The organism is Amycolatopsis sp. NPDC039088 (assembly GCF_055598845.1).
On the sequence record NZ_JBVKAE010000002.1, the window covers coordinates 49257 to 62942 of the forward strand.

The 13686-nt window shown below is 69.5% G+C and carries 12 protein-coding genes; 8 read left to right on the forward strand and 4 right to left on the reverse strand.

Annotated features, from left to right (window positions below):
• Window positions 1-11: 11 nt before the first annotated feature.
• The 3 genes from ACZ7KI_RS02550 to ACZ7KI_RS02560 all read right to left on the reverse strand — a co-directional run bounded on the left by ACZ7KI_RS02550 (window position 12) and on the right by ACZ7KI_RS02560 (window position 2944).
• Complete coding sequence (locus ACZ7KI_RS02550) at window positions 12-914, reverse strand: HAD family hydrolase (RefSeq protein WP_037308177.1); 903 nt, start codon at window positions 912-914, stop codon at window positions 12-14.
• Between the two features lie 96 nt (window positions 915-1010).
• Window positions 1011-2105, reverse strand: coding sequence for a DUF5667 domain-containing protein (locus tag ACZ7KI_RS02555; RefSeq protein ID WP_470271492.1), 1095 nt, complete (start codon window positions 2103-2105; stop codon window positions 1011-1013).
• A gap of 113 nt (window positions 2106-2218) precedes the next feature.
• Window positions 2219-2944 carry a sigma-70 family RNA polymerase sigma factor gene (locus ACZ7KI_RS02560; protein ID WP_470271493.1) on the reverse strand — a complete coding sequence of 242 codons (726 nt, stop codon included), beginning with the start codon at window positions 2942-2944 and terminating at the stop codon, window positions 2219-2221.
• Window positions 2945-3236: 292 nt separating this feature from the next.
• On the opposite strand from ACZ7KI_RS02560, the gene ACZ7KI_RS02565 reads away from it, so the two are divergent.
• From ACZ7KI_RS02565 to ACZ7KI_RS02600, 8 genes are all read left to right on the forward strand, one after another.
• The gene (locus ACZ7KI_RS02565) at window positions 3237-4721 is read left to right on the forward strand and encodes an AMP-binding protein (RefSeq protein ID WP_470271494.1); all 1485 of its coding nucleotides are present in this window, start codon (window positions 3237-3239) and stop codon (window positions 4719-4721) included.
• 10 nt (window positions 4722-4731) lie between these two features.
• Entirely contained in the window at window positions 4732-4968 is a 237-nt protein-coding gene (locus ACZ7KI_RS02570; RefSeq protein ID WP_005151738.1) for a glutaredoxin family protein, read from the forward strand.
• 57 nt (window positions 4969-5025) lie between these two features.
• Window positions 5026-6561, forward strand: a complete 1536-nt coding sequence (locus ACZ7KI_RS02575) for a molybdopterin-dependent oxidoreductase (RefSeq protein WP_470271495.1) — start codon at window positions 5026-5028, stop codon at window positions 6559-6561.
• A 598-nt stretch (window positions 6562-7159) separates the two neighbouring features.
• Window positions 7160-7987, forward strand: coding sequence for a redox-sensing transcriptional repressor Rex (locus tag ACZ7KI_RS02580; RefSeq protein WP_470271496.1), 828 nt, complete (start codon window positions 7160-7162; stop codon window positions 7985-7987).
• Between the two features lies 1 nt (window position 7988).
• Window positions 7989-9302, forward strand: a complete 1314-nt coding sequence (locus ACZ7KI_RS02585; RefSeq protein WP_470271497.1) for a glutamyl-tRNA reductase — start codon at window positions 7989-7991, stop codon at window positions 9300-9302.
• On the forward strand, window positions 9299-10246 hold the full coding sequence (hemC, locus tag ACZ7KI_RS02590) for a hydroxymethylbilane synthase (protein ID WP_470271498.1): 948 nt from the start codon (window positions 9299-9301) through the stop codon (window positions 10244-10246). Before ACZ7KI_RS02585 ends, hemC begins: the two co-directional genes overlap by 4 nt.
• A 59-nt stretch (window positions 10247-10305) precedes the next feature.
• Window positions 10306-11838, forward strand: coding sequence for a bifunctional uroporphyrinogen-III C-methyltransferase/uroporphyrinogen-III synthase (locus tag ACZ7KI_RS02595; protein ID WP_470271499.1), 1533 nt, complete (start codon window positions 10306-10308; stop codon window positions 11836-11838).
• A gap of 125 nt (window positions 11839-11963) precedes the next feature.
• Entirely contained in the window at window positions 11964-12335 is a 372-nt protein-coding gene (locus ACZ7KI_RS02600) for a hypothetical protein (RefSeq protein WP_470271500.1), read from the forward strand.
• 64 nt (window positions 12336-12399) lie between these two features.
• Here the strand turns inward: ACZ7KI_RS02600 and ACZ7KI_RS02605 are convergent, their stop codons facing one another.
• On the reverse strand, window positions 12400-13686 hold the full coding sequence (locus ACZ7KI_RS02605) for an Nramp family divalent metal transporter (protein ID WP_470271501.1): 1287 nt from the start codon (window positions 13684-13686) through the stop codon (window positions 12400-12402).

Consider the following 13686-nt stretch of genomic DNA (forward strand, 5'->3'; position numbering starts at 1 on the left):
CATGTCGGGGGTTACCGGCGTCGGTAGGCCATCCCGGCCGCCACGGCACCGGCCACCGCGCCGACGCCGAGCACCGAGGGGACGCCGATCTTCGCGGCCTTCCGCCCGGTCCGGAAGTCGCGGATCTCCCAGCCGCGCGCACGGGCGACGTCGCGAAGGCCGCCATCGGGGTTCACCGCGACCGCGGTCCCCACGACCGACAGCATCGGGACGTCGTTCTGCGAGTCCGAATACGCCGTGCAGCGCTTGAGATTCAGCCCTTCGCGTGACGCGAGTGCCCGGACGGCGTGGGCTTTCGCCCGGCCGTGCAGGAGATCGCCGACCAGACGGCCGGTGTAGACGCCGTCCTTGGTCTCGGCGACGGTGCCCAGCGCGCCGGTGAGGCCGAGGCGCCGCGAGATGATGGCCGCGAGTTCGATCGGGGTCGCGGTGACGAGCCAGACGCGCTGGCCGGCGTCGAGGTGCATCTGCGCCAGCGCCCTGGTGCCGGACCAGATCTTGTCCGCCATCAGCTCGTCGTAGATCTCTTCGCTGATATCGGTCAGTTCCTGCACGGTCCGACCGGCCACAAAGGACAGTGCGCGTTCGCGATGGGTTTTGATGTCCTCTTTGTTCTCCCGGCCGCCGAGCCGGAATTTCACCTGCTGCCAGACGAATCCGGCCAGATCGGCGGAGGTGAAGAACTTGCGCGCGGCCAGGCCGCGGGCGAAGTAGAAGATCGACGCGCCCATCATCATGGTGTTGTCGACGTCGAAGAAGGCGGCCGCGGTCAGGTCCGGCGGTGCGGGCGGGGCCGGCGGTTCGAGGGCTTCGGCGGACGCGGTCGCCATGGCGGCCTCGGCCGACGCCTCGCCCGCGAGCTCGGCCAGCCGTTCGAGCTCTTGACTCTTATCCCTGCCCCGCCAAACTGACACGCACACCGCCTCCGGAATCCCAGGTGCCTACGCACAGCGTAGCGAGAGCTCAACCGGGCTGTCCCAGGTGTGGCGCCTGCCTCATCACCCGGCCTGTCAGCCGATGACGATCGGTGGCAATCCCGGGATCAGCGGCGGAATCGAAAGCAGCGGCGGGGTTGGCGTGCCGGTCGTCGGAACCGGCAGCGGCGGGTTCGGTTTCAGTGTCGGAGTCGCCACCACGGGCGGCGGCGTCCCGCCCGTCGGCGGTGCGAGCGGCCCGGTCGGGTTGGCGGTGTCCACGCCGGACGACGGCGGGACAGCCGTCGGCGTCGGCGTCGGCGAGCCTGTCGGCGCGGAGGACGGCGGGGGCACGGTCACCGGCGGTACGACGGCGTCGGGGGAGCCGGGGTCGCGCACGCAGTCACCGGCGGCCGGGACGGCGCCCAGTTCGTCGGACGAGCCCGTGGTGATCGTGTAGCAGACCAGCCGTGAGCCGAGATCCGTCGTGCGGGCCTGGACCTTGTCGAGCAGCACGCGGGCCGAGGTGAACTTGTCCCGTGCTTCGGCGGGGGCTCGTTCGATCTGCAGGCCGAGCCGGTCGGACTGCTGCCGCGCCCAGGTGCGGAGTTCCGTCAGCCGAGCTTGGCCGCCTTCGTCGGTGACGACGGCCGTCAGCTGCGAGACGCCGGCGCGCAGGTCGGACTCGAAATCGGCGAGGCCGGTGAAGTACGCCTCGGTGGTCGAAGCCTGGCGGGTGAGTTCGTCGAGTTCGCCGACGCGGTTCGTGGCGAACTCCAGATGCTTGTTCGCCTTGTCCTTCTCGTCGAAGGTGAGCCCGAGCGCGGCCGATTCACCCGCTCGTTTGATGCCGTAGAGCGGATCGCCCGGCAAAGCGTCCTTGGACAGCAGCAAGGTGAGACCACCCAGCGCCAGGACGAGCGCGACGGCGGCCGCGGCGAGGTTGGCGACGGTGTGGCCACGCCGTTTCGGCGGTGCTTCGGCTTCGGCCAGCCGTCCGGCGATCTCCTCGCGGATCCGTTGCCGGGTTTCGGCGTCGGGGGCGCCGGCCGAGCCCAGTTCGCGAAGGCCGCCGACGAGCGCGAGTTCACGCGCGAATTCGTCCTCTTCCGGAGTCGCGTCGCCGTCGACAAGGTCCGCGAAGCGGTCACCGTCCGCTCGCTCCCGTGCGAACCATCCCGGCACGCCCACGGTCCTGCTCCGTCTCTTGCGCTCAGCCCGGTCCTGACACCGGTCTGGCTTGGGAAACGAGTGGGAGCGCCCCAGGGTTACGGCAAGGCCGGGTGAGGAAGAAATATGGAACGTTAACGCAATCCGGTGGGCAGAAGTTGTGCCAAACGGCGTACCGCGCGGTGCTGGAGCGCCTTGATGGCGCCTTCGTTGCGTTTCATGATCGCGGCGGTCTCGGCGACCGAAAGCCCCTGCATGAACCTCAGCACGATGCATTCGCGCTGGTCTTCACCCAGTTCGGCGACACAACGCAGCAACTCGGCACGGGTCGCGCGGCTGATGGCCTGCTGTTCCGGCCCCGCGACGGCCTGGACGCCGACGTTCCCGATCGGCGCCCCGCTGGGTTCGGCGACCTCGTCGGTCACCACCTCCAGCCGGAACCGGCTCGACTTCACGTGGTCGAGGATGATGTTGCGCGCGATCGTGACGAACCAGGCGCCGACGTCACGCCCCTGGTAGCTGACCGACGTGATGCGGCGCAGCGCGCGCAGGAAGGTCTCGCTGGTGACGTCCTCGGCGAGATCCCGGTCGCCGAGGCGGAACAGGACGTAGCGGTAGACGACGTCGACGTAGCGGTCGTAGAGCCGTCCGAAGGCGGAAGTGTCGCCACCCTGCGCGGCGCTGACCAGCTCCCAGGCTTCGGCCTTCGCGGCTTCGGCGGCGGCATTGGTCTCTTCGGCGGTTTCGTCGTGGCTCGGGGCCTTGGCCTGCCGAGGCGACGACGGCGCCGGGGAGAGCCCGCTCCGGCGGAGGATGTGGCCCGCCAGCATGGAGACGGGATGGGGCGCGGGAAGGGTCACGGTGCACCTCCCGTTCCGGGCAGAGAAGACCGGCCCGCATGTCCCACCGCCGCGTGGGCCTGCAAGATCTGCACGTCCGGACTTCCTTTCTCACCATCGAGTGATCAACACCACTCGACGACGCCCAGCAGCATACGTGTAGTTACCGCGAAGTAGGTAGCGGTGCCGGGGTTACGGAACTGCGACGAAACCGAGTGACCCCCATGACGGTGGCCGAGATGACAAACTGGCAACGCCGTTCACCGAGGGAAGAGGTTCGCAGTTGAGCGCGGAGCAGGTTGCCGAAGGAAGCGTGCCCACTTTGCTCGCCGAGGCCGCCCGGCAGTGGCCAGGCAAGACGGCCGTCCAGGAGACCGGCGGCGGGGTCAAGCTGACTTGGGCGGAACTCGACAACGCCGCCCACATGCTGGCCCGTGCCCTGCTCGACGCGGGAATCGACCGCGGCGACAGGGTGGCGCTGCGGCTGCCGACTTCGGCCGCGTTCGCCGTCTCGCTCTTCGGGGCGCTGCGGGCCGGCGCGACCGTCGTCCCGATCTCGCCGCAGGCTCCGGTGGCGGAGCTGAACGGGTTGCTGGAGCACAGTGGCGCGCGGCTCCTCCTGGAGCGCGAAGCGACCGAGGAACTCCTCGAGGGGGTGACAAGCCTCTCACCGCCGGTTACCTCGGATGGAGTAGCCGAGCCGGTCGACGCGGCCGGGGCCGGTGAGGACATAGCCGTCATTTCGTACACCTCCGGAACGACCGGCCCGCCGCGCGGCGTGATGCTGTCGCACCGGGCACTGCTGGCGAACCTGGACCAGCTGAGCCGGATCGTCCCGACGCCGCTCGTGCACGGCGACCGCGTGCTCATCACCATCCCGCTGTTCCACGTCTACGGCCTCGGTCCGGGGCTGCTGCAGACCACGTCGGTCGGCGCGACGGCGATCCTTTCCGAGCGTTTCCTCGCCGAGCGAACCCTCTCCGACTGCGCCGAATACCGCGTGACCTCGATCGCCGGCGTGCCCGCGATGTACGCCGAGTTCGCCGCGATGGACCCGGAAGAGCTGGGTGCGGGGCTCTCCAGCATCCGGCGGATGACCTCGGGGGCGGCACCGCTGCACCCCCGGATCCTCGCCTCGATCCGCGGCGCCACCGGCCTGGACGTCTACGAGGGCTACGGCCTCACCGAATGCGCGCCGGTGGTCACCACGACGCTGGTCACCGGCTACCCGAAGCCGGGCTCGGTCGGGCGGCCACTGCCCGGGATCGAGATCCGGCTGGTCGACAGCGACGGCGACGCGGCGCCCGTCCCGCTCGACCCCGACGACCTCGGCGACACCTTCGACGAGGACGGCGGCACCGGGCTGGTGTCCATCCGCGGCGCGAACCTGTTCTCCGGCTACTGGCCCGACGGCGCGCACGGTCCCGACGAGGAGGGCTGGTTCCGCACCGGCGACGTCGGCTACCTCGACACCGACGGCGACCTGCACCTGGTGGACCGGGCGAACGACCTGATCATCGTCAACGGCTTCAACGTCTACCCGCACGAGGTCGAGAACGTGATCTCGATGCTGGACGAGGTCGTCGAGGCCGGTGTGGTCGGCGTCGTCGACGAGCGCACCGGCGAGGCCGTGAAGGCGGTCGTTGTCCCCGCGCCCGGAGCGTCGCTTTCGGAACAGCAGGTCGTCGAGCACTGCGCGGAGCATCTGGCCGGGTACAAGGTGCCGCACACCGTCGAGTTCGCCGAGTCGCTGCCGCATTCGGCGACCGGGAAACTCCGGCGCTTGCGCCTCAGGTAAGGATTGACGCATGGCGCACCACGTGACCGTCATGACCCGGACGGGCTGCCACCTGTGCGAGGTCGCGGAACAGGACATCGAGCGGATCTGCGGCGAACTCGGCGTCGCCTGGTCGGCGCAGGACGTCGACAGCGACCCGGAATGGCGGGCCGAATACGGCGACCGCGTGCCGGTGATCCTGATCGACGACGCCGAACACGGCTACTGGCGGGTCGAAGAGGACAGGCTCCGCAAAGCCTTGGCGTAAGACACTCGTAAGGGCGAACGGCCGACCTCAGGCCTCGCCCCTGGTGAAGATGGAGTCGTGGACGACGAACGCAGGCTCACCTTCCCGCAAGCCGCGCTGACCGGGCTGCTCGCCCTGGCCGCCGCGCTCGGCGTCGGGCATCTTGTCGCGGGCTTCGTCGGGTACACGGCCTCGCCGTTCATCGCCGTGGCGAACTTCGTCATCGACCACAGCCCGCACGCCGTCGTGGCCTGGGCCGAGCGGACGCTGGAGACCTGGGACAAACCCGTCCTCAGGTTCGGTCTCGCCGTCGTCTTGGTGCTGTTCGCACTGCTCACCGGACAGCTGTCGCGACGCAAGCCGCTGCCGGGCCAGGTGCTCGTCGGGGTCCTCGGCGCGGCCGGCGTCGCCGCGGTCTTCGTGCGCACCGACCTCGGGCAGATCTCCCTTCTGGCGCCGGTGGCCGCGACGGTCGCCGGACTCGCCGTCTTCACGTGGCTGCACCGGTTCTTCCGGCCGCCGGTGTTCTTCGACGACCGCGAAGGCGAGGGGCCGGACCGGCGGAAGGTGCTGATCACCGGGGCTTCCGTCGCGGCCGGAGCCGGTGTCGCCGCGCTGACCGGCCAGCTCGTCGGGACCCGGAAGAACGCCGACGAGTCGCGTGCCGCCGTCGGCAGGCTCGTCGCGGCCCGGAACGCTCCGCCGATCCCGCCGGACGCGGACTTCGTGAAGTTCGGCACCCCGCCGTATCTCACTCCTTCGAAGGATTTCTATCGGATCGACACGGCACTCGTCGTGCCGCAGGTCCGCACCGAGGACTGGCGTCTGCGGATCCACGGGATGGTCGACCGCGAAGTCACCTATACGTATGACGACATCCGCTCTCGGCCGTTGATCGAACGTGACGTCACGCTGTGCTGCGTTTCCAACGAGGTCGGCGGCCCGTACATCTCCAACGCGCGCTGGATCGGTGTCGACCTCCGTGACCTGCTGAACGAGGCGGGGGTGAAGCCCGGCGCCGAGCAGATGTTCGCGACCAGCGTCGACGGCTGGACCTGCGGAACTCCTGTCGAAGCCGCCATGGACGCTCAGCGGGGCGCGATGCTCGCCATCGGCATGGACGGTGAACCGCTGCCGATCGAACACGGCTTCCCCGCGCGGATCGTGATCCCCGGGCTGTACGGCTACGTGTCCGCCACGAAATGGGTGACCGACCTGGAGATCACCACCTGGCAGGCGCGCGAGGCGTACTGGCTCGGCCGCGGCTGGGGCCGCGAAGGGCCGGTGAAGACGCAGTCGCGGATCGATGCCCCCGGTTCGGCGGTGAACGCGGGCAAGGTCGTCGTGTCCGGGATCGCGTGGGCGCAGCACACCGGCGTCGCGAAGGTCGAGATCCGGGTCGATCAGGGGCCGTGGCGGGAGACCGTGCTGTCGGCCGAGACATCGAAGGACACCTGGCGCATGTGGTGGACCGAGGTCGACATCGCCGCTGGTCCCCATCGAATCGCCGTCAGGGCGACGGATCAGTCGGGCTACACGCAGACGGAAACGCGCGCCGGAACCGTGCCGGACGGCGCCACCGGCTGGCACACGGTGTCGGTCAACGCGCGTTGACGCGCGTGGAGGCCCCCTTCCCTCGGCTGAGCCGCGTGAAGGGGGCTTCACGCGGAACCGCTGGTGTGGGGTGAGGAACTCCATGTCGGCGGCGGAGCTGTTCGGGCGAGTTTGGGCAGGTCGCGATGCTTTGTCAGGATGCCGGCGGGCCTTCAGTGTCCACAAGGGACACCGCCGGTCGGTTGAGTGTCCGATTGATGTCGCTATGTACGGTTCTGCGCGGGGTCGTGAGTGCTAATGAGGGTTAGAACGACCCAAATCACTCACGACCCACTCGCGAAACCGCACAAGTCTCCCAAATCGGGCACATTTGTCTGGAAAAGTGTCCCTTATGGACACTGGCTACTCCTGACGTCGCCGCTTAAGTGCCCGGCATCGCGGCTGAGCCGCGTGAAGGGGCTTCACGAGGAACCGCTGGTGTGGGGTGCGTCATCCTCCCTACCAGTGACTTTGTGCCTGCGTTCACAAGTGGCTACCGTAGAGCCATCGCCGCCGATGGGCGCCCGGCATCGAACCGGACTCAGTGCCTCGGGTCAAGAGCCGATTTCCTGGTTCGGGCGACTCATGTACTCGGCAGGACCAGAGGGAGCGGACAAGCGTGGTGTCGCAACGAGGCCGGCGCACCCGGGTGACACCGGACGCCGACAACGCGCCCACCGCGGAGATGCCCGCCGTCGAGGCCGCCGCCGAACCGGAAGCGGTCCGCGCGAAGTCGATCCCCGAGGCCGCGGTCGCCCGTCTCGCCGTCTACCTGCGAGTCCTCTCCGGACTGGCCGAGCAGGGCGCGACCACGATCTCCAGCGAGGAACTCTCGCAGGCAGCGGGCGTCAACTCCGCGAAACTGCGCAAGGACCTCTCCTACCTCGGTTCCTACGGCACCCGCGGTGTCGGCTACGAGGTCGGCGTCCTGGTCAGCCAGATCGAACGCATCCTCGGCCTGACCCGCAAGCACAAGGTCGCCGTGGTCGGCATCGGTAACCTCGGCCACGCGCTGGCCAACTACGGCGGGTTCCCCGGCCGCGGTTTCCCGGTCGAGGCGCTGTTCGACCTCGACCCGGACCTGGTCGGCGTGCCGGTCGGCGGCCTCCCGGTCTCGCATCTCGACGAGATCCCCAAAGTCTGCGCCGAACGGCAGATCTCCATCGGCGTCATCGCCACTCCGCCCACCGCCGCGCAGTCGGTCTGCGACCGTCTTGTCGCAGGTGGCGTGCAGTGCATCCTGAATTTCGCCCCGGTGGTGCTGCAGGTGCCGCCGCATATCGAGGTTCGCAAGGTCGATCTCGCCGTCGAGCTGCAGATCCTGTCGTTCCATGTCGCCCGCCGCGCGGATCTGGCCGCTCATGGCAACGGTGGAGGGGACGCCGGCCCCGCGACGGCCGAGAATGGCAGCGTGAACGGCCACGGCAACGGAATGGTGGTGCGCTGAAATGAGCGTGTTGGCGGTCGGGCTCTCGCACCGCAGTGCCGAGCTGAGCACCCTGGAGCGCGTCGCGGTCCCCGCGACCGACGTGACCAAGGTGCTCCACGAACTGCAGCAGGCCGAGCACGTCAGTGAGGCGATACTCGTCTCCACCTGCAACCGCATCGAGGTCTACGCCGTCGTCGAGACCTTCCACGGCGGGCTGAACGACGTTTCCGACGTCCTCGCCCGCCAGGCCGGGATGCAGCCCGCGGACCTCTACGACTCGCTGTACGTGCACTACGCGGGCGCGGCGATCGAGCATCTGTTCTCGGTCACTTCGGGCCTGGATTCGATGGTCGTCGGCGAGACGCAGATCCTCGGCCAGATCCGGTCCTCGTACGCCACCGCGCGTGACGCCGGCACCGTCGGCCGCACCCTGCACGAGCTGATCCAGACCACACTGCGCGTCGGCAAACGGGTCCACAGCGAGACCGGTCTCGACCAGCTGGGCGCCTCGGTCGTTTCCGAGGCGCTGGCCGCGGCCGGGGACATCGAGGGCAAGCACGCGCTGATCGTCGGCGCCGGTTCGATGGGCGCGCTGACCGCGTCCCACCTGCGCAAGTCCGGCATCGGCGAGATCACCATCGCCAACCGCACCGAGGCCAGGGCGGCCCGGCTCGCCGCCTCGAGCGTCGAGCAGGGTGTACCCGCGAAGGCCGTGCAGATGAGCGGAATCGCGGCCGCGGTCGCCGAGGCGGACGTCGTCGTCTGCTGCACCGGCGCGCAGGCCGCGGTCTTCACCGCCGAGCACGTCCCGGCCCGCGACGGCCGTCCGCTGGTGGTGTGCGACCTCGGTCTCCCGCGCGATGTCGAGCACGACGTCGCCGAACTGGCCGACGTCACCGTGGTCGACCTCGAGACCATCCAGCGCCGCATGCGTGAGGCAGGCACCCCGACCACCGAACGCCAGACCGCGAAGGCCACCGGCATCGTGCTCGACGAGGTGCGCGAGTACCTCGCCGGACAGCGCAGCGCCGAGGTCACCCCGACGGTGACCGCGCTGCGGCGCCGGGCGGCCGAGGTGGTCGACGCCGAACTGCTGCGGCTGGACAACCGCCTGCCGGACCTCGAAGCCGGGGTCCGCGAGGAGGTCGGCCGCACGGTCCGCCGGGTGGTCGACAAGCTGCTGCACGCGCCGACGGTGCGCGTGAAGCAGCTGGCCGCCGAGACGGCCGACACCGACTACGCCAACGCGCTGCGCGAGCTGTTCTGCCTCGACCCGCAGGCGCCCGCCGCCGTGGCGAGTCCCACCGCTACGAAAGACAGTGATCATCAGTGAGCAGAGTCATCCGGATCGGGACGCGCGGCAGCAAACTCGCCCTCGCGCAGACCGGCACCATCGCCGACGCCCTGCGCGCCACCGGGGCCGAGGTCGAGCTCGTCACCGTGACGACCCCCGGCGACAAGTCGTCCGCGCCGATCCCCACGATCGGGGTCGGCGTCTTCACTTCCGCGTTGCGCGAAGCGTTGCTGCGCGAGGAAGTCGACGTCATCGTGCACTCGTACAAGGATCTGCCGACGAAACCGGAACCGGGCATCGTGCTCGCCGCCGTGCCGCGCCGCGAGGACCCGCGTGACGCGCTGATCGCCCGTGACGGGCTGACTCTCGGCGAACTTCCGCCCGGTTCGACCGTCGGTACCGGCTCGCCGCGACGCACCGCGCAACTGCGCGCGCTCGGTCTCGGTTTGGAAATCGTGCCGATCCGAGGCAATATCGACACCCGCATGCGCAAGGTGACCGACGGAGAGCTCGACGCCGTCGTCCTGGCGCGTGCCGGACTGGCCAGGATCGGCCGGGCGGAGGAGATCACCGAGACCCTCGACCCGATCCAGATGCTGCCCGCCCCCGCGCAGGGTGCGCTGGCGGTGGAGTGCCGGGCCGGAGACGTGGACATCGAGCACCTGCTCGGATCCACAGTGGACGATGAAGGCACCCGTGCCGTGGCGACCGCCGAACGGGCGTTGCTCGCGGCGCTGGAAGCCGGGTGCAGCGCACCGGTCGGAGCGCTGGCGGAGATCGTCGAGGACCTGGACGCCGAAGGACGGGTCGTCGAGCGGATCTCGTTGCGGGGCACCGCCGCCGTCGAAGCCGACGGGGAAGCGGTCGACATGGTGCGCGCTTCGGCGCTCGCCGAAAAGCACGAAGCCGAACAGCTTGGCCGGACAGTGGCCGCCGAGCTGCTCGACCTGGGGGCCGGCGCGCTGTCCGGCCCCGCCCAGTGAGCTGAGAGTGACAGTTACGGCCGCGATCGATTGCGGCCGCCTAAGAGGAGAACGCACAGATGACCCCCGCGCGTAAGACCACCGGGCGTGTCGCCTTCGTGGGCTCGGGCCCCGGTGACGCCGGTCTGCTGACCGTCCGCGCTCAGGAGCTGCTCGCCAAGGCCGAGGTCGTGGTGACCGACCCGGACGTCCCTTCGGGCGTCCTGGCCTTCACCGCGGAGGGCGCCGAAGTGCGCCCCGCCGTCGGCGAGGCCACCGAGGTCGCCAAGGACCTGGTGAACGAGGCCAAGGCCGGACGACTGGTGCTCCGGCTGATCGCCGGTGACCCGCTGACCCAGCCCGCCGTGGTCGCCGAGGTGCAGGCCGTTTCCCGGACCAGCGCCGTCTTCGACATCATCCCCGGCGTCTCGCCCGGCGCCGCCGTCCCGGCGTACGCCGGTGTCGCGCTCGGTGGCACGCACACCGAGGTCGACGTCCGCGGTGACGTCGACTGGGCCGCGCTGGCCGCGACCCCCGGCCCGATCGTGCTGCACGCGACCTCGGCGCACCTCGCCGAAGCCGCGTCCGCGCTGACCGAGCACGGCCTGGCGGCGACCACGCCGGTCGCCGTCACGTCGAACGGCACCATCAACACCCAGCGCACCCTGGACACCACGCTGGCCACCGTCGCGAACGAGGCAGGCGAGCTCGTCGGCCCGCTGATCGTGACCATCGGCCAGGCCGTCGGCCAGCGCTCGAAGCTGTCGTGGTGGGAGTCGCGCGCGCTGTACGGCTGGAAGGTCCTGGTGCCGCGCACCAAGGAGCAGGCCGGTGAGATGGCGGAGCGGCTTCGCGGCCACGGCGCCACCTCGCACGAGGTCCCGACCATCTCGGTCGAGCCGCCGCGCAGCCCCGCGCAGATGGAGCGTTCGGTCAAGGGTCTCGTCGACGGCCGCTACCAGTGGATCGTCTTCACCTCGACCAACGCCGTCCGCGCGGTGTGGGAGAAGTTCGAGGAGTTCGGCCTCGACGCCCGCGCGTTCTCCGGCGTGAAGATCGCCTGCGTCGGCGAATCGACCGCCGCGAAGGTGCGTTCCTTCGGCATCATCCCGGAGCTGGTCCCGGAGGGCGAGCAGTCCTCGGAGGGCCTGCTGGCCGAGTTCCCGCCGTACGACGACGTCCTCGACCCGGTCGACCGCGTCCTGCTGCCGCGGGCGGACATCGCCACCGAGACCCTGTCGGCCGGCCTCCGCGACCGCGGTTGGGAGATCGACGACGTGACCGCGTACCGCACCGTGCGTGCCGCGCCGCCGCCGGCCGAGACCCGCGAGATGATCAAGACCGGCGGTTTCGACGCGGTCTGCTTCACCTCGTCCTCGACCGTGCGGAACCTCGTCGGCATCGCCGGCAAGCCGCACACCCGCACGCTGGTCGCGTGCATCGGCCCGAAGACCGCGGAAACCGCCGTGGAGTTCGGGCTGCGGGTCGACGTCCAGCCCGAGAAGGCCGACGTCCCGCACCTGGTGGACGCGCTCGCCGAGCACGCCGCCCGGCTCCGCGCCGAAGGTGCGCTGCCGCCGCCGCGTAAGGCGAAGCGGGCCCGCCGCTCCTGATTTCGTGACGAAAACCCCCTTCTCCGCCTGATGCGGGAAGGGGGTTTTCTTCGTTAGCGAAACCTTGGCGAGCGCCAAGCGGTGCGGCTTAGCCTCGGTGATCCGACAATCGCTGGGGAGTGACCATGAAATCTCTTGTTCACGCAGGTACCGCTTTCAGTGTGCTGGCGCTCGGTTTCGCCGGGTTCGCGGGCACCGCCTCCGCCGCGGCGGTCCCGTTCGAGGTCTGTACTCCGCTCGGGTGCGCGGTGCAGAGCGTGCGGGGCAGCATCGAGCACTTAGGCGGCCAGACCCGGGTGTCGGTCACCGTCGCCGACAGTTCGCCCACCTCGAAACTCACCGCACGATTCGCCGTGTCCCCGCAGTCCACGGTGACCCAGGCCATCGCCGACAACGAGGTGAAACGGCTCGTGCTCACTTTGCCGAGCACGTCCACCATGCTGACCGTGACCGCCTGCGGCGGCGGGGGCTGCAACACGAAGTCCATTCCGCTGTAGCGCCTCGTGGTTGCCAAGTCCGTGAAGGCCTCAGGCCTTCACGGACTTGCCACTCACGAGCTGGTCAGCTGAAGAACTTCACGACCTCCGTGTAGGCGAGGTAGGCGAACATCGCGAGACAGATCCCGAGAAGCCCGTTGGAAAGCCACCGCGAGCGTCCTTCCCGTGGCACTCGCGACGTGTTCAGCAGCACCAGCAAGGTCGCGGCCAGGAACGGCATGAACAGCGCGCCCAGCACGCCGTAGATCACCGTGAGCTGGAAAGGCTGATCGAGGAACAGCAACGCCATCGGCGGAAAAGTCAGCCACAGCACGTAACCCCGGTACGCCCGACTGCGTTCGCCGGCCTTCTTCTCATACGCCTCAACGGTTTCGGTCGTGTTCGCGGGCAGCCGCAGAATGCGCCACCAGTCCGCGAAAAGCAGGCTCACGCCGTGCCAGACCCCGATCACCGAGGTGAACGAAACCGCGAAAAAGCCGATGAGGAACGGGATCCGTGCCCAGTGCCCGTAATCCGCGGCGAGCGTGTCGCCGAGGAACAGCAGGCCCTTGTCACCCGAGATGATCTTCTGGCCCAGCAGCAGTTCCGCGCCCACGATGAGCATCGCGATCACGAAGATCCCGGTCATGAGGTAGCCGACGGCGTTGTCGGTCCGCATCATCGGCAGCCACTTCGACGAGCGCCAGCCCTTCGCGAGCGTCCAGTAACCGTAGGCCGCCATGGTGATCGTGCCGCCGACGCCGCCGACCAGACCGAGGACGTAGACGAGCGAGCCGTCGGGCAGCGTGGGGACGGCGCCCTCGAACAGGGCGGTGAAGTTCGGCATGACGAGGATCGCGGTCCCGACCACGGTCACGAACATCACGCCGGTGAGCACCGTCATCAGCTTCTCGATGATCGCGTAGCGCCCGAACCACACCAGCGCGAAGCCGAGCAGGCCGCAGATCATCGCCCAGTACCGCACCGAGAGCGCGGGGAAGAGCGCGTTCAACGGCAGCCCCGACGCCGACATCGCGGTCGCGCCGTAGACGAACCCCCAGATCACCGCGTAGATCCCGAAGTAGATCAGCGCCCAGATCCCCAGCGTCCGCCAGCCGGACAGGATCGTCCGGCCCGACGTCAGATGCCAGCGGCCGACGGCCTCGGCCAGCGCGAGTTTGAAGATCGTCCCGACGAGCACCGCCCACAGCAGCGTGTACCCGAAGCGCGATCCCGCCACCATCGTCGCGACGAGGTCGCCCGCGCCGACGCCGGTCGCCGCGGCCATGATCCCCGGTCCGACCTGGCGCAGCCGGGCGCGCCAGCCGACGGGCGGTTCTTCCAGTTGGTCGGTCACCGTTGAACTCGACAT

Bases quoted from the DNA above. Each gene is read 5' to 3' on its own strand.
- ACZ7KI_RS02585 (WP_470271497.1), top strand. From the start codon at position 7,989: ATGAGCGTGTTGGCGGTCGGGCTCTCGCACCGCAGTGCCGAGCTGAGC.
- ACZ7KI_RS02595 (WP_470271499.1), top strand. From the start codon at position 10,306: ATGACCCCCGCGCGTAAGACCACCGGGCGTGTCGCCTTCGTGGGCTCG.
- ACZ7KI_RS02600 (WP_470271500.1), top strand. From the start codon at position 11,964: ATGAAATCTCTTGTTCACGCAGGTACCGCTTTCAGTGTGCTGGCGCTC.
- ACZ7KI_RS02605 (WP_470271501.1), bottom strand. From the start codon at position 13,686: ATGTCGAGTTCAACGGTGACCGACCAACTGGAAGAACCGCCCGTCGGC.
- ACZ7KI_RS02570 (WP_005151738.1), top strand. From the start codon at position 4,732: ATGGCGCACCACGTGACCGTCATGACCCGGACGGGCTGCCACCTGTGC.